Annotated in this window: 16 protein-coding genes and 1 riboswitch; of the genes, 4 read left to right on the top strand and 12 right to left on the bottom strand. The window is 71.6% G+C overall.

Features of this window, described 5'->3' with window-relative positions:
• Nucleotides 1-41: 41 nt before the first annotated feature.
• Nucleotides 42-178: riboswitch (cyclic di-AMP (ydaO/yuaA leader) on the top strand.
• Between the two features lie 54 nt (nucleotides 179-232).
• Complete coding sequence (locus ACFQVD_RS43630) at nucleotides 233-1,156, top strand: coiled-coil domain-containing protein (RefSeq protein ID WP_343983314.1); 924 nt, start codon at nucleotides 233-235, stop codon at nucleotides 1,154-1,156.
• 45 nt (nucleotides 1,157-1,201) lie between these two features.
• Here ACFQVD_RS43630 and ACFQVD_RS43625 read toward each other — a convergent pair whose 3' ends face one another.
• From ACFQVD_RS43625 to ACFQVD_RS43595, 7 genes are all read right to left on the bottom strand, one after another.
• Nucleotides 1,202-2,257 (bottom strand): VWA domain-containing protein, encoded by a 1,056-nt coding sequence (locus tag ACFQVD_RS43625; protein WP_343983318.1) that lies wholly within the window; start codon nucleotides 2,255-2,257, stop codon nucleotides 1,202-1,204.
• Nucleotides 2,258-3,208: a VWA domain-containing protein gene (locus ACFQVD_RS43620; RefSeq protein WP_386273958.1), complete on the bottom strand. Its 951-nt coding sequence runs from the start codon at nucleotides 3,206-3,208 to the stop codon at nucleotides 2,258-2,260.
• A 43-nt stretch (nucleotides 3,209-3,251) separates the two neighbouring features.
• Entirely contained in the window at nucleotides 3,252-4,136 is an 885-nt protein-coding gene (locus ACFQVD_RS43615) for a DUF58 domain-containing protein (RefSeq protein ID WP_343983325.1), read from the bottom strand.
• A 6-nt stretch (nucleotides 4,137-4,142) separates the two neighbouring features.
• Nucleotides 4,143-5,132, bottom strand: a complete 990-nt coding sequence (locus ACFQVD_RS43610; protein ID WP_343983328.1) for an AAA family ATPase — start codon at nucleotides 5,130-5,132, stop codon at nucleotides 4,143-4,145.
• Between the two features lie 27 nt (nucleotides 5,133-5,159).
• On the bottom strand, nucleotides 5,160-5,963 hold the full coding sequence (locus ACFQVD_RS43605) for a S1C family serine protease (protein ID WP_386273956.1): 804 nt from the start codon (nucleotides 5,961-5,963) through the stop codon (nucleotides 5,160-5,162).
• Nucleotides 5,964-6,195: 232 nt separating this feature from the next.
• Complete coding sequence (locus ACFQVD_RS43600) at nucleotides 6,196-7,260, bottom strand: LacI family DNA-binding transcriptional regulator (protein WP_343983335.1); 1,065 nt, start codon at nucleotides 7,258-7,260, stop codon at nucleotides 6,196-6,198.
• The gene (locus ACFQVD_RS43595; RefSeq protein WP_343983338.1) at nucleotides 7,244-9,700 is read right to left on the bottom strand and encodes a glycoside hydrolase family 3 N-terminal domain-containing protein; all 2,457 of its coding nucleotides are present in this window, start codon (nucleotides 9,698-9,700) and stop codon (nucleotides 7,244-7,246) included. The genes ACFQVD_RS43600 and ACFQVD_RS43595 overlap by 17 nt, the downstream gene beginning before the upstream one ends.
• A gap of 357 nt (nucleotides 9,701-10,057) precedes the next feature.
• On the opposite strand from ACFQVD_RS43595, the gene ACFQVD_RS43590 reads away from it, so the two are divergent.
• Genes ACFQVD_RS43590 through ACFQVD_RS43580 form a run of 3 tightly spaced genes read left to right on the top strand, consistent with a single transcriptional unit; the run spans nucleotide 10,058 to nucleotide 13,262 of the window.
• A complete protein-coding gene (locus ACFQVD_RS43590) occupies nucleotides 10,058-11,413 on the top strand; it encodes an extracellular solute-binding protein (protein WP_343983341.1) in 1,356 nt (451 codons plus the stop codon).
• Nucleotides 11,410-12,336 (top strand): carbohydrate ABC transporter permease, encoded by a 927-nt coding sequence (locus tag ACFQVD_RS43585; RefSeq protein ID WP_343983344.1) that lies wholly within the window; start codon nucleotides 11,410-11,412, stop codon nucleotides 12,334-12,336. Before ACFQVD_RS43590 ends, ACFQVD_RS43585 begins: the two co-directional genes overlap by 4 nt.
• 2 nt (nucleotides 12,337-12,338) lie before the next feature.
• Complete coding sequence (locus ACFQVD_RS43580; RefSeq protein WP_386273952.1) at nucleotides 12,339-13,262, top strand: carbohydrate ABC transporter permease; 924 nt, start codon at nucleotides 12,339-12,341, stop codon at nucleotides 13,260-13,262.
• Between the two features lie 210 nt (nucleotides 13,263-13,472).
• Here ACFQVD_RS43580 and ACFQVD_RS43575 read toward each other — a convergent pair whose 3' ends face one another.
• The 5 genes from ACFQVD_RS43575 to ACFQVD_RS43555 all read right to left on the bottom strand — a co-directional run bounded on the left by ACFQVD_RS43575 (nucleotide 13,473) and on the right by ACFQVD_RS43555 (nucleotide 19,760).
• Nucleotides 13,473-14,030 (bottom strand): OmpA family protein, encoded by a 558-nt coding sequence (locus ACFQVD_RS43575; protein ID WP_343983351.1) that lies wholly within the window; start codon nucleotides 14,028-14,030, stop codon nucleotides 13,473-13,475.
• On the bottom strand, nucleotides 14,014-14,625 hold the full coding sequence (locus ACFQVD_RS43570) for a hypothetical protein (RefSeq protein WP_343983354.1): 612 nt from the start codon (nucleotides 14,623-14,625) through the stop codon (nucleotides 14,014-14,016). Before ACFQVD_RS43570 ends, ACFQVD_RS43575 begins: the two co-directional genes overlap by 17 nt.
• A 77-nt stretch (nucleotides 14,626-14,702) precedes the next feature.
• The gene (locus ACFQVD_RS43565; protein WP_343983357.1) at nucleotides 14,703-17,513 is read right to left on the bottom strand and encodes an AfsR/SARP family transcriptional regulator; all 2,811 of its coding nucleotides are present in this window, start codon (nucleotides 17,511-17,513) and stop codon (nucleotides 14,703-14,705) included.
• 3 nt (nucleotides 17,514-17,516) lie between these two features.
• Nucleotides 17,517-19,037 (bottom strand): serine/threonine-protein kinase, encoded by a 1,521-nt coding sequence (locus ACFQVD_RS43560; RefSeq protein WP_343983360.1) that lies wholly within the window; start codon nucleotides 19,035-19,037, stop codon nucleotides 17,517-17,519.
• Nucleotides 19,038-19,238: 201 nt separating this feature from the next.
• Entirely contained in the window at nucleotides 19,239-19,760 is a 522-nt protein-coding gene (locus ACFQVD_RS43555) for a MarR family winged helix-turn-helix transcriptional regulator (protein WP_343983363.1), read from the bottom strand.
• Nucleotides 19,761-19,762: the final 2 nt, after the last annotated feature.

Here is a 19,762-nt window from a genome sequence, read left to right as displayed (position 1 = left end):
ACCCTGTGTTTACCACTACTATCCTTCCCACATCGGCTGCAACAGCCGATATGCCTAATCCCAGGCGCATCGCCCGGGAGCCGGGGAACCACCGCACCTGGGGTGAAACCACTTCGGTGGAAGGGCGTTCTCCAGCCCGAACCCGTCAGCTAACCCGGTAGGCGGAAGGAGAGGAGAGTTCGTGGCGGCCCCGTCCCCCACGTTCCGTCGGCATGCGGCTCTGGCCCTTTGTTTGAGCCTGATCGCCACGTTCACCCTCGGCGCCCCCACCGCGGGAAGCGCGGAGCCCAAGCCGACCGAGGCCAAGCTCCGCGCCGAGCTGGCCAAACTCGGCAAGAAGGTCGACTCGCTGATCGAAGCCTACGCGGCCAAGCGCGAGTCCCTCAAGAAGGCGCAGAAGGCCGAGGCCGTCGCCAAGCAGAACCTGGCCAGGGCCGAGGACCTCTACGCCAGGGCGGAAAAACAGGTCGACTCCATAGTCCAGCTCCGTTACCAGAGCAGCACCGGCGGCCTGCCCGCGCTGCTGTTCGCCGACGACATGGGGGGAGCCGCGGTGATGGAGCAGCTCACCGCCCAGCAGAGCGCCCACCTGCAGGGTTTCGCCGAGAGCCTCGAACGCAGGAAGAGGGCGACCGAGACGGCCGCCAAGCTCACCGACGACATCGGTAAGGAGGCCAGAGAGATGCAGACCCAACGCGACGAGGTCGAAGACGTGATCAAGGACATCAAGAACAAGCTCGACCAGCTCGCCCCCGTCGGCTCCGGCCGCCGCGCCGATGGCAGCTGGGCCCCGCAACTCCCCACCGGCGCCGACAACATCACCGATCGGACCCGGATCATGCGTGAGGCCGTCAAGAGACGCTTCGACCTCCCGTACTCGGTCGGTTGCTACCGGTCCGCGAACGACGGCGGCGAGCACCCCCTCGGCCGCGCCTGCGACTTCATGATGAGCACCGGCGGCACGATGCCCTCGGCCGCCAATCTCCGGCTCGGCGACGAGATCGCCGCCTGGGCCATCAAGAACAAGGCCAAGCTCGGGGTGAAGTACGTGATCTGGCGCCAGCGCATCAACCACGGCTCCGGCTGGAGAACCATGTCCAACCGCGGCGGCATCACCGCCAACCACTACGACCACCCGCACATCTCGATGTACTAGCGCCGTCCCCGCGGGGACCGCTGAGGCGTTGCGGCCACAGGTACGTCAGCGGGTCGGTGTCCGGGGGCGATTCCACCAGAGGGAGAGGGACAGGGCCGCGGTGATGAGGGCGGCGCCGCCGGCGGCGAAGGCGGGGGCCGTGTCGACCTGTTGCCGGATGACGGTGAAGCTGCCGGGGAGGGCGTCGAGGGCGCTCTGGAGCTGGTCGGCGTTCTCAGCGCGGTGGTAGGAGCCGCCGGTGCTCTGGGCTATCCGCTTGAGTGCGGGCTCGTCGATGACACGGGGGTTGCGGCCCCTGTCGAATCCGCCGCGACCGCCGAAGCCGCCGCCCCAGCCGCCGAATCCGCGGCCGTCGAACTGTGAGTTGTCACAGACCATCGGGGCCGGGTTCGTGGTGCCGAAGCCGATGGTGAAGACACGGACGCGGCGCAGAGCCGCCTCCTGGGCGGCGAGCTGCGGGTCGACGCCCTGGGTGTTGGCGCCGTCGGTGAGCACGACGATCGCGGCACCGGCGTAGCCTGGCCCGCCGCCGGGGTTCGCCCCGGTGGAGGCGACCGACGGGTCGACCTCCGCGATCGCGTCGATCGAGGTGAGCACGGCCTGCCCGATCGCGGTGCCCCGGGACACGGTGAGGCCGTCCAGCGCCTCGATCAGCGAGTCGGTGTCGTCGGTGGGCGGGACGAGCAGACCCGCGGTGCCCGCGAAGGTGACCAGGCCGATGCGCGGCCCGCCCCGCTGCGACTCGATGAACTCGGCGGCGGCTTTCCTCGCGGCGGTGATGCGGTTGGGGTCGACGTCCGTGGAGCACATGGAGCCGGAGGTGTCGAAGGCGAGCAGGATCGTCGCCGACGTCTGTGGCACCGGGACCGACGCCTGTGGTCGCGCGGCCCCGACCGCGAGCAGCGCGAGTCCGGCTACGAACAGTGCCGCGGGGATCTTCCGCGTCCAGCGCGTACGGCCGGGCAGGGCGCTGCGTACGAGCGCGATCGAGGTGACGCGCACAGCGGCCCGCCGGCGGCGGCGCCGCGCCCACTCGCGGATCGCGAAGATCAGCGGGATGACCAGGATGGACAGCAGTGCCCACGGCCACGAGAACGACATTCAGATCACCCGTCCGGACCGGAGCACGGTGAGCGCCGCGCCCGCGGTGAGCAGCGCGAGGGCGAGCCCGATCAGCCCGCCGGCGAGGGGCAGCGGCTCGTCGGAGACGGTGAGCCGCAGGTCGATCGTGTCGGCGATCCCGTCGAGCCGCGCGGTGTCGGAGGCGGGGTGGTAGGCGCCGCCGGTGGTCTGCGCGATCAAGGTGAGGGTGTCCTCCTCGAGCGAGGTCCGCAGGTGGTAACCGTCGACCCGCACCGTCGCCCCGGCGGTGGTGCCGACCCCGACGGTGTGGATGTGGACGCCCGCCCGCTGGGCCACGGTGGCGGCGCGCTCGACGTCCGCGCCCTGGTTCTGGCCGTCGGAGAACATCACGATCGTCGCCGACGGCCAGTAGCCGATGTCGGGGGCGGCGCCGTCGCGGCCGACGGCCACCTGCCTGCCGGTGATCGCCGACAGCGAGGCCGTGATGGCCGTCCCCAGCGAGGTGCCGCCAGTGATCTTCAGCCGGTCGATGGCCTTGAGCGCGACGGAGTGGTCGGCGTCGGGCCGCGCGGTGGTGAGCGCGCCCCGTTCGAACGCGACGACTCCGATGTCGACGCTGTCGGGCTGGGCCGCCACGAACGCGCGGGCCGCCCGCTGCGCGGCCGCCAGCCGGGTGGGCACGACGTCGTCCGCCCCCATGCTGTTGGAGACGTCGATGGCGAGGATGACGGTGCCCGCGGTCCGCGGGACCGGCACCATGGCCGCCGGTCCGGCGGTGGCGATCGCGAGTACCCCGACGCCGGCGATCGTCAGGCCGACTCCGAGGTACGTCCGGCGGCTGCCCGGCACAGCGACCCCGGCCGCGGTGAGGGCGGCCGTCCGGCGGCGCGCCGAGACGACGGCGGCCCAGGAGAGCGCCGCCGTGACGAGCAGTCCGACGGCCAGCAGCAGCGGGGAGGACAGGGTCATGAGGCCGGCCTCACATGTCCGTCGATGACCTCGGCAGGCTCGGTCATGGCGACCGGTCCCCGGTTCGCGCGACGACCTCGACGAGCGCCTCGGCCAGATCGCGGTCGGTGTCGATGCGGTGGACGGGCACCCCGGCCCGGCGCATGCCCGCCTCGAGCCGGGCGTCGCGGGCGTCGACGGCGGCGCGGAAGCGGACCCGCAACAGCGGGTCGGCGGAGTCGACGACGAGCTGCTCGCCGGTCTCGGCGTCCTCGACCACGATCAACCCGGCTTCGGGCAGCACGTCGTCGGCCGTGTCCGCGATCCGCAGGGCGACCACCTCGTGCCGCCGGGCCAGGCGCTGGAGCGAGCGCTCCCAGTCGCCGTCGCCGATGAAGTCCGACAGCACCACGACGAGTGCGCGGCGGCGCGCGAGCCGTCCGGCCGCATCGAGCATCTCCGCCAGGTCGGTGGTGGCGCCGCCGCGCGCCGTGGAGGTGCGTTCCAGCTCGGCGCCGATCCGCAGCGCGTGCCGCCGGGAGGTGCCGGGCGGCACGACGCGCAGCATCCCGGTGTCGAACAGCAGGGCGCCGACGCGGTTGCCGCCCCGGCCGAACAGCCGGGTGAGGACGAGCGCGAGCTCGGCGAGTACGTCGCGCTTGCCGCGCCCCGGTCGGCCGGCCGCCATCGACGCCGACCGGTCGAGGACAAGCCACACCGTCAGCTCGCGGTCCTCGGTGAACACTCGCAGGTGCGGCTCGTCCAGCCGTGCGGTCACGTTCCAGTCGATGTGCCGGGCGTCGTCACCGTCGCCGTAGGGGCGCAACCCGGTGAAGTCGATCCCGGAGCCGCGGTGCGCGGTGCGGTGCGCGCCCTGGAGCCGGCCGTCGAGTCTGCGGACGACCTTCCACTCCAGGCGCAGCAGGAGCCTCTCGGGTGCGGCGGCCATGGCGGCTCAGCGGTTCTGCAGGACGACGTCGGGCGCCCGGACGGCCCCGAGCACCCTGGTGATGATCGTGTCGGCGTCGACGTCGTCCGCGAGGGCCTCGTAGGACAGCACGAGGCGGTGGCGCAGCACGTCGAGCGCGAGCTCGGACAGGTCGCGCGGCAGGACGTAGGTGCGGCCGCGCAGGAACGCCAGCGCCCGGGCGCCCGTGACGAGCGCGATGGACGCCCGCGGGCTCGCCCCGTAGGTGACATACCGTTCCAGCTCGCCGAGCCCGGCCGTCGCGGGGGAACGCGTCACGGAGACCAGCCGTACCGCGTAGTCGACGATCGCCGGATCGACGTACACCTGCTGAGCGCGGGCCCGCATCGCGATCAGGTCCTCGGCCGTCACCATCGGCCGCGGCGGCTCGGGCGGACGCAGCGCTCGTTCGACGATCGCCTGCTCTTCGGGTTGCGTCGGATAGTCGACGACCACCTTCATCATGAAACGGTCGACCTGCGCTTCGGGCAGCGGGTAGGTGCCCTCCGACTCGATCGGGTTCTCCGTCGCCATGACCAGGAAGGGCTCGGGCACCCGGAACGTCTCACGGCCGATCGTCACCTGATGCTCCTGCATCACTTCCAGCAGGGCGCTCTGCACCTTGGCGGGGGCGCGGTTGATCTCGTCGGCCAGCAGCAGGTTCGCGAACACCGGGCCGAGCTCGGTTTTGAACTCCCCGGAGTGCTGGTGGTAGACCCGCGTCCCCACGAGGTCGGCCGGCACCAGGTCGGGGGTGAACTGGACGCGCTGGAAACTCCCGGTGATCGCGGCGGCCAGCGACCTCACCGCGAGCGTCTTGGCCAGGCCCGGCACGCCCTCGACGAGCAGGTGGCCGTCGGCGACCAACGCGACGGCCATGCGCTCCAGCAGGACGTCCTGACCGACGATCGTGCGTTTGACCTCGAACAGCACATGTTCGAGCGGATGGGCCGACTTGGAGGGCTTGGTCGAGGTCATATGGTGTTCCTTCTCGTGACGCTTCGGTCAGATCTCGGGCCCGCCGCCCGGCGGGCCGTCGCCTTCGCCACCGCCCAGGGCCGCGCCGATCGGCACCGCGAACGCGATGCCGGCGAACGCCTCGTCTCCTCCCGGGTCGGCGATCGAGACGACGATCCCGATGACCAGGCCGCGGGCGTCCAGGAGGGGACCGCCGGAGCTGCCCGGGTTCACGGAGGCGTCGAACTGGATGAGCCCGTTCAGGCCGCCGTCTTTGGCGGTCCGGTTCAGGCCCGACACGACGCCGGTGGAGACGCTGTAGGTCAGGCCCAGCGGATTGCCGATCGCCACGACGGGCACGCCCACGGTCGCGGTGCCGCCGAGCGTCGCCGGGATGACGATCTCCGGCAGTTTCGCGGGTTTGAGGGTCGCGACGTCGAGCTTGGGATTCGACGACGCGACAACGGCCTTCGTCCTGGTGCCGTCGGCGAACGTCACGGTGACGTTCTCTGCGCCTTTGTTCGAAGTGCCTTTGACGACGTGGTGGGCCGTCAGAATCGTCCCGTCCTCGGCCGCGATCACCCCGGTTCCAAGCGACTTCCCGGCCTGGATGACCACCACCGACGGCCCGACCCTCTTGAAGACGTCGGGCACCGTGAGCATCGCACTGGGCGTCGGCGTCGCGCTCGGCCTGGGCGCGGCCTCCTCACCGTTCCCACCGCTGCTTCCCAGCCAGTACGCGAGCAGCGCCACGACGACAAGGGCGCCGCCCGCGACGGCGAACCGCCGAGCCCTCCCGGCCACGGCTCCCTGAGCATCGGCCGCATCGGCCTGCTGCGGCACACGCTCCATTGCCACATACTCATAAATTTCAGTTGAAAGTGCTACAAACTCCGCCTGAGAACTCCCTGAGAATCGGCCCCGGCGACCCCACGCGCGCAGCACGGAGACGAGGATGGCGGCGCCGACCGCCCTGCCCAAGCCGATGGAGCCTGCCGCTCCCCGAGCCATGCGTCCGGCCGGGAGCAAGGAGGCGGCACCGGGAGAACGCGTCCCGCCCCGTCGGCCGGCTCCACCGCGAAGGTCAGCGGGCCCCGGCCGTTCCCCCGTGGCCGGGGGAGCCCTCGGGTGGGGCGGGGGCGGTGGAGCCGCGTACCACCAGTTCGGTGGCGAGTTCGACGTGGTGGGAGTCGACTCGTTCGCCTGCCGCCAGGCGCAGGGCCGTGCGTACGGCGACGCCGCCCATCTCTCGCAGCGGCTGGCGTACGGTGGTCAGCGGGGGCGAGGCCATGCAGGCGACCTGGGTGTCGTCGAAGCCGACGATGCTGAGGTCCTCGGGCACGCGCAACCCTCGCGCCCTGGCCGCCTCCAGCACGCCGAGCGCGATGTCGTCGCAGCCGGTGAAGACGGCCGTGGGGACCTCAGGCAGGTCGAACAGGGCCGCGCCGCCCGTCACACCGTCCCGGTAGCGGAAGTGCCCCGCCCGTACGTAACCCGGGGGAACCGAGGCGCCTGCGGCCTCCATGGCGGCGCGGTAGCCGTGTAGCCGGGCCTGGTTGCAGGCGGCGGTGGCCGGGCCGCCGAGGTAGGCGATGCGCCGATGTCCGAGCGTGAGCAGGTGCTGCGTCGCGGCCAGGCCCCCGGCGAAGTTCGTCGAGCCGACGCTGGTGACCCCCCTGGTCTGCGGCAGGTTCAGCGGGTCGATCACGACCAGTGGCAGCCGCACCCGGGACAGGGCGGCGAGCTGCCCGGCGGTCAGCTCGCTGGTGATGGCGATCAGGGCCCGCCGTCCGGCCGTGACCAGGCCGCGTGCCCAGGCTCCGGCGCGGTCGGCGTTCGTCCGGATGCTCACCACGATCGCCGCGTCGGCCTCGGCCCCAGCCTGCACGGCGCCCTGGACGATCTCGGTCGAGTACGCGTTGAGGTCGGCGTCCAACTCCACTTCGATCGTGGCCGGCACGGCCGCGTCGCCCCGGCGGCGCTGCGGCGGCGCGACATAGTGGTGCTGCTCCAGCAACGACTCCACCAGGGAACGGGTCACCGGGGAGACGTCACCTCGGCCGTTGAGCACCTTCGACACGGTCGCGACCGACACGCCCGCCGAGGCCGCGACCATGGCCAGCGTGGCCCGTCTAGGACTGGCCGGCATCTGTTCCTCCCTGGTGTGTGGCGGAAGAGCCCGGTAGCGGTTCCACATCCACCCGGGTGACCAACCGGCGGCCTGGGCCGACGTGGCGCAGCGGGCCGGTCAGTCGTATGCGGCCCCGGCAGGGCAGATCGGACGCCGACGTGCCCACGAGCACCTCAAGATCCCCCGGTTCGACGACGCGCCGCAGGTCGCGCCCGGTGAACGCGGTCCGGTCGGCGGGTACGGTGAAGGTCGCCAGGGCGCTCGCGCCGGGCTCCAGCCGGACCCGGGTGAACCCGGTGAGCTGCCGCACCGGCCGGGTGACCTGGGCGACCACATCGTACAGGAAGAGCTGGACGACCTCCTCTCCCGTCCGGCCCCCGGTGTTGCGCACCCGCACCGACACGGTGAACTCGCCGTCGGTGGGCACCTCGGCGTCGCTGATCCTCAAGGAGTCGACCTCGAAGGTGGTGTACGAGGTGCCGTACCCGAACGGGAACAGCGGGGTCGGGTCGAGATTGCTGATGCCGTGGCTGTTGGAGCCCAGCGGCGGTTGCAGGTAGGTGCCCGGCTGCCCGCCCGGGCCGCGCGGGATCTGCACCGGCAGCTTTCCGCTGGGCTGCACCCTGCCGGACAGGACCCCGGCGATGGCCGCCCCGCCCTCCTCGCCGGGCATGAACGCCTGGACGAGCGCGGCGGCGGTCCCGGACACACCGCCCAGCGCGTACGGGCGGCCCGAGACGACGACCACCACGACCGGCGTGCCGGTGGTGGCCAGCTCGGCCAGCAGGTCCTCCTGCACGCCGGGCAGCCGCAGGTCGTCGGCGTCGCAGCCTTCGCCCGAGGTACCCAGCCCGAACATCCCCGCCAGGTCGCCGACGACGGCCACGCACACGTCGGACTCACGGGCCGCCCGGAGTGCGGCGGCGAAGCCGGAGCGGTCGTCGCCCCGCACGTCGCAACCCGGCTCGTGGATCAGTTCGGCGTCGGGCAGCTCGGCCCGCAGCGCGTCGAGCAGACTGGGCGCGGCCACGCCGAGCCCGAGCCCCGGATGCCGGGGCAGCACGTGGTTGGGGAAGGCGTAGCAGCCCATGAACGTGTGCGGGTCGTCGGCGCAGGGGCCGACCACGGCCACCCGGCGCGGCTCCGGACGCCCCTCGCCGAGCAACGGCAGCGCGGTGCCCGCGTCGAGCAGCACGATCGACCGCTCGGCCAGTTCCCGGGCCAGCGCCCGGTTGGCCGGCGAGTCCAGGTCCACGGCCCGTGCCCCGGCCACCGACTTCTCCGGCGTCCAGTCCGGGTCCAGCAGTCCGAGCTGCACCTTCTGCGTGAGCAGGCGCCGGGCTGCCCGGTCGACCAGGGACTCCGGCAGCTCACCCCGCCGCACCCGTTCGACGAGATGCGGGCCGAAGCCGAGCGTGTCGGGCAGCTCGACGTCGATGCCCGCGGTCAGCGCCTGCACCCCGGCCTCGCCCGCGTCCGCGGCGACCTGGTGCATCGTCGCGAGGAACGGGATCGCCCAGTAGTCCGACACCACCGTCCCGGTGAACCCCCACTCGTCGCGCAGCAGGTCGGTCAGCAGCCACGAGTCGGCCGCGGCGGGAACGCCGTCCACGTCGGAGTAGGAGTTCATGACCGAACGCGCGCCGCCCTCGACGAGGGCGGTCTCGAACGGCGGCAGGATCATGTCCATCAGCTCGCGCCGGCCCATCGGCACCGGGCCGTGGTTGCGGGCCGCCCGGGAGGCGGAGTAACCGGCGAAGTGCTTGAGCGTGGCGATGATCCCGGCGTTCTCCAGGCCGCGCACGTAGGCCGCGCCGAGCATCGAGACGAGGTACGGATCCTCGCCCATGGTCTCCTCGACCCGGCCCCAGCGGTAGTCGCGCACCACGTCCAGCACCGGTGACAGGCCCTGGTGGACGCCCACGGCGCGCATGTCCCGCCCGATGGCGGTGGCCATCCGCTCCACCAGGTCCGGGTCGAACGTCGCGCCCCAGGCGATGGCCGCCGGGTAGACGGTCGCACCGTAGGTGGTGAAACCGGTCAGGCACTCCTCGTGGACCAGCGCCGGGATGCCGAGCCGGGAGTGTTTCACCACCTCGGACTGCAGCCGCACCACCTCGGCGGCGCCCTCCGCCGCGGTCACCGGAGCACTGCCGAACACTCGCGTCAGGTGGCCGAGCCCGTGGCGGATCGTCTCCTCGAAGGGCACGCCTCCCGAGGCGGCGAAGACGTCCTGCATCGGGGCGACGTTCGCCGTGCCCTCGGACTTCTTCTCGGGCTCCCCGCCCTGGTCGGCCCGCATGGCGTTGCCAGGCCACCGGCTGCCGAGCTGGCCGACCTTCTCCTCCAGGGTCATCTCCTCAAGGAGGGCGTCGACCCGCTCGGCCACGGGGAGTGCCGGGTCCTGCCACGGACGGAGGATCCGGCCCGCCGCGGAAACCCCATCTAGCGCCGTCATCTGCTCTCCCCTCAAGAAAAAATCCGTTCCCGCGGTTCTCCGAAATATTTCGGCACCTTGCGGCAGCTCTACTCGACATCCTGCCGCACACCGGATGACCGGAAAAGCCCTAGATAAGGGTACTTTACACATCTTGAACACTTAGCCCGGTTCGACGCGAGGCCCCCCTTGACAGGCAAGTAGCGGAAATCTAAATTGACGTGCCACGCGGCTTATTTCGGAAATGTTTCGACATACCGGACTCAAGAGGAGCGGACGCCTGGCAGCGGAGGTGCTGATCCACGGCGGACGACCACCGCCACTGATGTTTCACCTGGAGCCGCACCCAGCCTTGGCATTCGACATACGGAGATCAGCGTGAAACCAACGACACCGTCTCGCCGTACCTTCCTCAGTCTCTCCATCGGCGTTCCCCTGGGGGCCGCGCTGGCGGCCTGCGGCACTTCCGGCCCCACCCCGGCGGGTGGAACCGGGGCCGGCGGCAGCGGCAGGAACGCCGCGAACAAGGCCAGCTACTGGTTCCTGTCGGTCCAGCCGCAGGAGGGCGTGCGCACCCGGGCCGTGGAGCGGTTCAACCAGGCCAACCCCAACGGGCAGATCACCTTCACGACCATGCAGAACGACGCCTACAAAACGAAGATCAAGACGGCGATCGGGGCGGGCCAGGCGCCCACCATCATCTGGGGCTGGGGCGGCGGGACCCTGCGCACGTACGTGCAGGCCGGCCAGGTGGAGGACCTCACCTCGTGGTTCGAGCAGAACCCCGCCGTGAAGGACCGGCTGTTCGCCTCCTCCTTCGGTGCGGCCACGATCGACGGCAAGATCTACGCGATGCCGGCCGAGACCATGCAGCCCATCATCCTGTACTACAACAAGAAGGTCTTCGACCAGGTCGGTGTGAAACCGCCGGAGTCGTGGGGCGACATCATGGCCCTGGTCCCCAAGTTCAACGCCGCCGGCATCGCCCCGTTCTCCCTCGGAGGCCAGTCCCGCTGGACGAACATGATGTGGCTGGAGTTCCTCTTCGACCGCATCGGCGGCCCCGAGGTGTTCCAGGCCGTGTTCGACGGCAAGAAGGACGCCTGGTCCCACCCCGCCGCCCTCGACGCCCTGACCAAGCTGCAGGACCTCGTCAAGGCGGACGGGTTCATCAAGGGCTTCTCCTCGATCACCGCCGACTCCAACGCCGACCAGGCCCTGCTGTACACCGGCAAGGCCGCGATGATGCTGCACGGCGGCTGGACGTACGGCAGCATGTCGGCCGACGGCGGTGACTTCGTCTCCGGCGGCCACCTCGGCTACATGAACTTCCCGCCGGTCGAGGGCGGCAAGGGCGACCCCGGTAACACCGTCGGCAACCCCGGCCAGTACCTGTCGATCTCCTCCAAGGCGACCCCCGAGCAGAAGGAGATCGCCAAGAAGTTCTTCGCCACCGCCGTGCTCAACGACGAGGACGTCAAGGAGTGGGCGGGCACGGGCGCGGTGCCGATCGTCAACGGCGCCGACAGCGCGTTCGCCGGCGCCAAGGACGAGGATTTCCTGAAGTTCGTCTACGGCATCGCCAGCAACGCCAAGTCGTTCGCCCAGTCCTGGGACCAGGCTCTCAGCCCCACCGCGGCCGAGGTGCTGCTGGACAACATCGCCAAGCTGTTCCAGCTGTCGATCACGCCGGAGCAGTTCGCGTCCAACATGAACGCGGTCATCGGCAGTTGAACGCGTTGGCCGCCCCCGCTCGGAGAAGGACGTCGCCGGCCGCCACGCGAAGGAGCCGCGGCGGCGTCCTTCCGTGGCTGGCCGTTCCGGCCCTGCTGTTCTTCGTCGCCTTCGGGGTGATTCCGCTGGTCGGGGTCCTGTTCCTCAGCTTCACGTCCTGGGACGGGCTCGGCGAGATCCAGATGTCCGGGTTCACAAGCTGGCGAGCCGTGCTCGCCGACCCCGGTCTCCTGCACGCGCTGTGGGTGACGTTGCTGGTGATGGCCGTCTCCTGGGCGGTCCAGACCCCGGCCAGCATCCTGCTCGGGGTGTTCCTGGCCGGGCGGCAACGCTACCGCGCGCTGCTGGCCGTGCTGTACTTCATCCCGCTGCTGCTGAGCTCGGCCGCCATCGCGATCGCCTACAAGGCGCTGCTCGACCCGAACTTCGGGCTCGGTGCCGGGCTGAACATCGAGCTGCTCGTACAGGACTGGCTCGGCGAGCCCGTCCTCGCCTTCGGTGTCGTGATCTTCGTGGTGTCGTGGCAGTTCATCCCCTTCCACTCGCTGATCTACCAGGGCGGCGTGCGGCAGATCCCGCGCTCCATGTACGAGGCCGCCGAGATAGACGGCGCGGGCCGCGTCCGCAAGTTCTTCAGCATCACGCTGCCGCAGCTCAAGTACACGATCATCACGTCCTCCACCCTCATGGTCGTCGGGTCCCTGACCTTCTTCGACCTGATCTTCGTACTGACCGCGGGCGGGCCTGGTGACGCCACCCGGGTGCTCGCCCTGGACATGTACAAGCGCGGGTTCCAGGCCAACCTCATGGGACCGGCCAGCGCCATCGCCGTCATCCTCGTCCTGGTGGGCCTCGCCCTGGCGTTGCTCCTGCGCCGGCTCGGCGGCCGCGACGCAGGAGCCAGCCAAATGGAAGGGGCCTGACCATGGGCATGACCCAGACGACGAGGCCCGAGCGGGCCGCGGCGGCCGGAACGAAGACGCACCGGCACCGGCGCCGGGCGGGCGGCGAGCAGCGGTCGCGGGCGCTCGGCGAGCGTCCCAACTGGCTGGGCGGGGTCGCGGGCTGGCTGTGGCTGGCGATCGTGATCGTGCCGATCTACTGGATCCTCATCACCAGCTTCAAGGCACAGAGCAGCTACTACGCCACCAACCCGCTGGCGCCGCCCACCGAGCCGTCCCTCGCCAACTACCGGCTGGTCGTCGAGTCCGACTTCCCGCTGTACTTCCTCAACAGCCTCATCGTGACCGTCGGCGCGGTCGTCCCGGCGGTCACGGTCGCGTTCATGGCGGCGTACGCGATCGTCCGCGGCGGCACCCGCCGCTTCCTGCGCGGAGTGAACTCGCTCTTTCTCATGGGGCTGGCCATCCCGCTGCAGGCGACCGTCATCCCGATCTACCTGATCATCATCCGGCTGCGCCTCTACGACTCGCTGGCGGCGCTGATCCTGCCGTCCATCGCCTTCGCGATCCCGCTCTCGGTGCTGGTCCTGGCCAACTTCATCCGTGACGTGCCCAAAGAGCTGTTCGAGTCGATGCGGCTGGACGGCGCGGGCGAGATGAGGACGCTCTGGCGCCTGGCCTTACCGCTCACCCTGCCGGCCGTGGTGACGGTGACGATCTACAACGCACTGACGATCTGGAACGGATTCCTGCTGCCGCTGATCCTCACCCAGAGCCCCGACAAGCGCACGCTGCCGCTCGCGCTGTGGACCTTCCAGGGACAGTACAGCGTGAACGTGCCCGCCGTACTCGCCTCCGTCGTGCTGACCACACTCCCCCTTCTGATCCTGTACGTGGTCGGCCGCCGTCAGCTGCTCAGCGGCCTGACGGCCGGTTTCAGCAAGTGACCGACGCCGCGGGCCGCCGCTCCCGCCTGGCCGCCGGGCTCACGGAGGTCCGCTCCGTCCCCGGCACGGGTCGGCCGACCCGTGCCGGGGACGGAGCGGGTTCGGGCGCGCCCCCTTCCCTTCCTTCGCCCGACGTCCCGTCCCGAGCCACAGGCCGGTCGCCGTGGCGGGCCGGATCTCGACGCGTCGACGTGCCGGGCAGGGCACGGATCACCGTTTGGCGTTGAAGATGATCTCCACCCGCCGGTTCTTCGCCTGGTTCTCCCGCACCGGCCGCCCCTGGACGGCGTTGGCCACTTTGGGCCGTCTCTCGCCGAAGCCCATGGCCTGGAAGGTCACCTGTGACAGCTGCCGCGCGAGGACCTGCCGCACGGCCTGCGCCCGGCGCAGGGACAGCGCGTCGTTGTAGACCTCGGTCCCCTGGTCGTCGGTGTGCCCCTCGATCCTGACCGTCCCGCCCGCGGAGTCGGTCCGGATCCGCTCGGCGACCCCCCGCAGCCGCTGTCGCGCCCGCGGCGTCAGCACGGCCCTGTCAAGTGCGAACAGCACGTCGCTGGTGAGCGCCACGGTGACCTGATCACCCTGCTTGGACTCGCTCTCGGCGCCGTCGAGCGATTCCACTTCGGCGATGACGTCCTCGACGGGGGTGACGATGTCCTCCACCCCGGCCACGGTGTCCTCCGGATCCGCCCACGCGGCCGCGGCCGGGCCCGTCGCCAGGATGAGCGCGAGCGCGAGGACCGCGAGACGCTCAGGAGATCGGGACATCGGTGAAAACGCCCAGCACCTTGAGGTCCACATTGATCTTCGTGACGTCCGGCGGCGGGGCGGCGAACGTGGCGTGCAGCGGCAGCACCTCGCCCGGCTCGGTGAACACGTCGTAGTCGGAGCACAGGCACTTGGTCTTGGGGTACTTGCCCGTGCGCGCGACGGTGTACCGCTTGCCGTTGACCGGGTCGACCAGGCTGATCCCCGCCACGGTCAGGCCGAGGTTGTCCGGGGTGTCCCCCATGTCGCTGTTCATCTGCCAGCGCTCGTCGCCCTTGTTGGTGACCGTCCAGGTCAGCGTGGAGAGCCGGCCCTGCCGCTTGAGGCCGGTGATCTGCACGGTCAGGTCGGCGCCACCGGCCTTGACCTCCCTGCCGGCGATCACCTCGCCCTGCTCGGCGGGCGCGACCTTCTGCTCGGCGGACCCGGCTGCTTCGGAAGGCTCGGCGGACCCGGCGGATCCGACGGGCTCGGTGGAGCCGGTGGCCTGCTTCTCCTCGCCGCCACCGCCCTGCTGCCCGGGAAGCGTTCCGCAACCGGCCAGCACGATCGCCAGCACGGACGCGGCCACCGCCGGCGTGATTCCTCTTCTCAACGCGTTCCACCTCTAGCCGTCATGGATCGGATCGAACCCGACCTTAGGCAGGCCACCTTCAGAATCCGCATAGTGCGCTATAGGCGCAGGCCGCGGCGGCGCCGTACCTCGCCGGCGAGTTCTTCTGCCCCGGCGAGACCGTGCCGATCGCCGAGAACGTCAAACTCTCCCATAGAGCTTGTTATTGCATCAACTGCACCATCTATCTCATCAAGGTCTAAAAGGGCTGCGGCCAGGGTCAGCAGCGCCTGCGCGGCCCCCCTGCGGTCCGCGTGCTCGCGGAACGTGCCGAGCGCCCCCTCCGCGGCCCCGCGGGCGACGTCGGGCCGGCCCTCCGCCATGGCCACCCTGGCCAGGACCACCAGTCCCGCGGCCTCGGGCAGCCGATCCCCCAGCCGCCTGAGCAGGCCGAGACCGCGTTCGGCCCGCTCACGCGCCTCGGCAGGGCACCGCCGGTCCAGAAGGAGCCCGGCGAGGTCGAGCGAGACGGCCGCCTCGCCGCGCGGATCACCCAGCTCCCGATAGGCCGCGAGGCTCCTGACGAGCAGGTCCTCCGCACGCCGCAACCCGCCCAGAGCGCGCAACGCGTCGGCCCTGCCGCGCTGGTCGCCCGCGGCCGAGAACGCGGTCAGGCAGGCCACAAAACACGCCTCCGCCTCCTGCCGCCGCCCCCTGGCGAGGTGGACCAGGCCGAGCCGATGCCGGGTACGGGCCACCTCTCCGGCCTCCGCCAGCGAAAGCGCCCGCTGGAGGGCCTCGGCCGCCGCCACCAGGTGGCCCCGTGCCCGGTACAGGTCCGCCATGGAGCGCAACAGCAGCGCCTCGCCGTGGCGGTGTCCCATCCGCCTCGCGGCCCGCAGGCCGATCTCCGCGGCCATGCGCCAGTCCTCGTGGTGCGCGCCGAGCTCGAAGAAGGGTGTCAGGTAGAAGGCCAGCCGCCAGGCCGCCTCGTCCAGGCCGGTCCGCTGGAAGTCGACGACCGTCGCGACCAGGAACCCCCGCTCGGCGGCCAGCCAGCGGGCCGACTCCCTGAACTGCGTGGTCGCAAGGGCCATGACCTGCTCCGCCGTATGGACCAGGGTCTGGCCCGAGCCCGGCTCCGCGGGCAGCAGCAGTGCCCTGGCCCGCCGGGTGCGGTCCAGGATCTCCCGCCCGGCCGCGGCGAGGACCTGCCCGGAGGTGCCCTCCTCCCCATCCAGGCGCTCGGCGGCATAAAGCCTGGTCAGCTCGTGCCAGCCGTACCTCTCCTGGCCGGCCGCGTCGAGCCCGCGCGCCTGCAGCAGGCCCGCCTCGGCCAGTGCCTCCAGCAGCCGGTCCGCGGGCGCGCCGAGGACCGCGGCGGCCGCCCACGGAGCGAAGTCGGGCGCGGACAGCGCACCGAGGCGGCGCAGCAGCAGGCGTTCCCGATCCGAGAGCGCGTGGTAACCGAGCGCCAGGCTGCTCCGTACGGCCAGATCGCCCGCGCTGAGCTCGTCGAGGCGGCCGCGCTCGTCCTCAAGTCGTCCCGCCAGGTGCCTCAGCGTCCAGTCCGGCCGCCGCGCCAGCCTGGACCCGGCGATCCTGAGCGCCAGCGGCAGCCCTCCGCACAGCACCGCGATCCGCGCCGCCGCCTGTGGCTCGGCCCGCACGCGCTGTTCGCCCACCACCCTGGCCAGCATCGCCACCGACTCGCCGGGATCGAACACGTCAAGCTCGCGGGCACGCGCCGCCTCCAGGCCGAGCAGCGGCGAGCGGCTGGTCACCAGCGTCAGGCAGCCGGGCCCGGTGGGCAGCAGCGGGCGCACCTGTGCCTCGTCGACCGCGTCGTCCAGCACCACCAGCAGCCGCCGCCCGCTCACCATGCTGCGGTAGAGCCGGGCCCGCTCGGCCGGCTCGGTGGGCACGGCCCCCTGCGGGCAGCCGAGCGAGCGCAGCAGGTCCTCCAGCACCGCGCCCGGCGTCCTGGCCCTGAGCGAGGCGTAAAGCCGCCCGTCGGGGAAATCGAGCGCGGCGGCCGCGTGGATCGCCATCGCGGACTTGCCCGCTCCCGCCGGGCCGTGCAGCACCAGGTGGACCGGCGCGCTACCGGCCGTGGGCACCGCCCCGCGGATCCAGTCCAGCACGCGCTCCCGCCCGGTGAAATCGACGACGTCCGGCGGCATCTCGTTCGGCACGGCTCTCGGAGACGCGTCCCTGGCCAGTACCCGCTCGTGCGCCTCCCGCAGCTCGGCACCGGGTTCCAGGCCGAGTTCGTCGATCAGCAGCCGCCGCGCCTCCTGGTAGACGCTCAGCGCCTCCGGCCTGCGTCCCGCCTGGTTGAGCGCCAGCATGAGCTGCCCCCATGCCCGCTCCCGCAGCGGGTACGCGGCCACGAGCGCGCGCAACTCCCCGGTCAGCTCCGCACCGCGGCCGAGCGCCAAATCCAGCTCGACGCGCTCTTCGAGCGCGGTGAGCCGCAACTCCTCCAGCGGCACGGCATAGGCCCGCCGCAGCGGCCCCGAGTCGATGCCGGCCAGCGCGGGTCCCCGCCAGAGCGCCAGGGCGGCACGCAACTCGTCGGCCGCCTCGGCGGTCCTGCCCGCGTCCCTGGCCCGCCTGCCCGCGCTCACCAGGCGCTCGAACCTGTGCGCGTCCACCTGGTCGGGATCGACGTCGAGAAGGTAGCCTCCGGGCACGGTCCGGATCCCGTCCACCACCTTGCGCAGCGCGCTCACGTACACCCGCAGCACCGGCTCGGCCGACGCGGGCGGCTCCTCGCCCCACACCTCGGCGATCAACCGGTCGACGGTCAGCACCTGTCCTCGCCGCAGCAGCAGCGCGGCCAGCAGCGCGCGGTGCTTGGCGGGCCCGGGCGTGAGGTCGCGGTCGCCGTCAAGGACCCGTAGCGGTCCCAGCACGCCGAACCGCATCGCTCAGCCCTTCGCCGGGCGAAGCTCGAACGAGCGGAACCTGACCTGGACGGGCTCGGCCGTGTCCGGCGCCGCGTAGACGCCGGTGTCCCCCGGGCCGTAGGGGCTCCGCGTGTCGGCGGCCTCGCCCACCGGTTCGTCGTTGAGCCACATGCTCAGGGCGACCCGGTCCCCCCGCTGCTCGCACTGGGCGACGATCCGGTCGTCGGCCGACCTCTTCACCCGTATGGGCCCGTATAGGACCGTGCTCTGCCCGCCGTGCCGTTTGGTGATCGAGGCGCTGCCCGAACCGGTGACCGCGAAGTCGTAGCGGTCACCGGTACTCGCGTCGCCGCGGCACCAGACGCCGAACTCCCCCGAGCCCCGCTCCAGCCGGATCCTGGAGCCGACCACGATGCCCTCGGCGGGCTCGCCGGAGAAGGGCGCCGACTTCCACAGCCGCCAGCCGGGGTTCACGGTCAGCAGGTAGGACTCGCCGTCCTGCTCGGCCCTGCCACCGTCGGACACGCCGACGGCCCAGGATTCGGCGAAGTCCGCGTGGTAGGGCAGCGCCGGTGTGCCGAGGCCGGCGTAGACGGCCCATCCGCCTGCCACGAGCGCCGCGAGCACGCCGGCGCCCGCGATCCACGGCCACCGCCGCACGCCCCTTCCGGGCCCTGTCTCCGCTGTGGCCGGTCCCTCGGGTGCGCCCGGCGCACCGGTGACGGCCCAGGTACGCTCGACCACCTGGCTTGCCGTCGCCGGGGTCGGCCGGCCGCCGATCAGCTCGTCCAGCAACTGCTGGGCGCTCGGCCGCCGCGCGGGATCCCTGGCCATGGCCCGCTCGACGACGGCGCGCATGCGTTCGTCGAGGCCGTCGAGATTCGGCCCCTCGTTGAGGATCCGGTAGAGGACCTCCGGTGGCGGACCGCCGCCGAACGGCAACCGTCCCGTGCCGGCGAACGCGATCACCCCGCCCCACGCGTAGACGTCGATCGCGGGCGTCAACGGCTCGCCGCGCACCTGCTCGGGGGCCATGAAGGCGGGCGTACCCATGACCGTCTGGCTGGTCAGGCTCTGGTGGTCGACGAGCTGGGCGATACCGAAGTCGATCACGCGCGGGCCGAGCGGCGACAGCAGCACGTTCGACGGCTTGAGGTCGCGATGGATCACCCCCGCCCCGTGGATGGCGTGCAGCGCCGTGGCGATCCCGACCGCGAGCGCCTCCAGGTTGGCGCCGGTCAGCGGCCCCTGCTCGCGTACCGCTCGCGCCAGATCGGGTCCCCTCACGTACTCCGTGACGAGATAGGCGGCACCTTCCTCGATTCCGGCGTCGAGCACGGGAGCGGTGCAGAACCTGGCCACGCTGCGCGCCGCCGTGACCTCGCGCTCGAAGCGCCGCCGGAAGGCCGGGTCGCCGGCCAGCTCCGGGTGGATCACCTTCACCGCGGCCAGGCCACCGGCCGGGGTGGTGGCCAGATGCACCACGCCCATACCGCCCCGGCCCAGCTCACGCCTGAGCTCGTATCCCCCGATCGCCTTCACCGGAGTCACCCTACGATCAAACGATTACATCCGGGACAAGCCCTCCCTCTCTTCGCGCCTCATCGCCGGCACCTCCGCGGACCCGGCGTACGCCCGGCACGACGGCCACGCCGGCATCGTCCGCGAACGGATCGACAAGGTGGCCGGATCGACGGGGTGGCCGGGGAGTGGGCGGGCCCGGTGGGAAACCGGGCGGGCGGCTCAACCGGGGGCGGGGGTCTCCGCCAGCGTCTCGGCGATCAGCCGGTCGAGGTTGGCCGGGCTCGCCGGACGGGCGATGGCGGCATCGGCGAAACGGGCCAGGAGCCGGGCGAAGATCTCGCGGTCCTGCTCGTCCCAGTCGGCCATCAGGCCGTCCAGGTAGGTGCGCCGGTGGCGGACCACCACCTCCAGCACACGGCGGCCCCGCTCGCTCAGCACGAGCCTGGCCCGCCTGGCGTCCACGGCCGACTCCTCGCGCTCCACGAACCCCGCACCGATCGCGTCGTTGACCAGCCTGCTGGCGGTGGAGGGATCGACGTCCAACTGCTCGGCCACGGCACCCACGGTCACCTCGGGCACGTCCAGGCTCAGCTTGTGCACGGCGTGCACGACCATGACGTTCGACATGTGCACCGGCCGCTGCGGCTCTTCTGCCCTGCGCGCTCGCAGTGGCCGCGACCAGATCCGGCGTAGCCGGAACAGGGCCACATCGATCATCGCTCCGGGCGTCCCCTCGTTCACGG

Origin of the sequence: Streptosporangium amethystogenes subsp. fukuiense (assembly GCF_042665875.1) — a bacterium.
GTDB classification, from domain to species: domain Bacteria; phylum Actinomycetota; class Actinomycetes; order Streptosporangiales; family Streptosporangiaceae; genus Streptosporangium; species Streptosporangium fukuiense.
Note: the sequence above shows the minus strand (reverse complement) of the source record. Positions and strands in the feature narration are given on the sequence as shown.

Coding starts and splice junctions, on each gene's coding strand:
- ACFQVD_RS43625 (WP_343983318.1), bottom strand. CDS start 2,257: ATGTCGTTCTCGTGGCCGTGGGCACTGCTGTCCATCCTGGTCATCCCG.
- ACFQVD_RS43620 (WP_386273958.1), bottom strand. CDS start 3,208: ATGACCCTGTCCTCCCCGCTGCTGCTGGCCGTCGGACTGCTCGTCACG.
- ACFQVD_RS43615 (WP_343983325.1), bottom strand. CDS start 4,136: ATGGCCGCCGCACCCGAGAGGCTCCTGCTGCGCCTGGAGTGGAAGGTC.
- ACFQVD_RS43610 (WP_343983328.1), bottom strand. CDS start 5,132: ATGACCTCGACCAAGCCCTCCAAGTCGGCCCATCCGCTCGAACATGTG.
- ACFQVD_RS43605 (WP_386273956.1), bottom strand. CDS start 5,963: ATGGAGCGTGTGCCGCAGCAGGCCGATGCGGCCGATGCTCAGGGAGCC.
- ACFQVD_RS43600 (WP_343983335.1), bottom strand. CDS start 7,260: ATGCCGGCCAGTCCTAGACGGGCCACGCTGGCCATGGTCGCGGCCTCG.
- ACFQVD_RS43595 (WP_343983338.1), bottom strand. CDS start 9,700: ATGACGGCGCTAGATGGGGTTTCCGCGGCGGGCCGGATCCTCCGTCCG.
- ACFQVD_RS43580 (WP_386273952.1), top strand. CDS start 12,339: ATGGGCATGACCCAGACGACGAGGCCCGAGCGGGCCGCGGCGGCCGGA.
- ACFQVD_RS43575 (WP_343983351.1), bottom strand. CDS start 14,030: ATGTCCCGATCTCCTGAGCGTCTCGCGGTCCTCGCGCTCGCGCTCATC.
- ACFQVD_RS43565 (WP_343983357.1), bottom strand. CDS start 17,513: ATGCGGTTCGGCGTGCTGGGACCGCTACGGGTCCTTGACGGCGACCGC.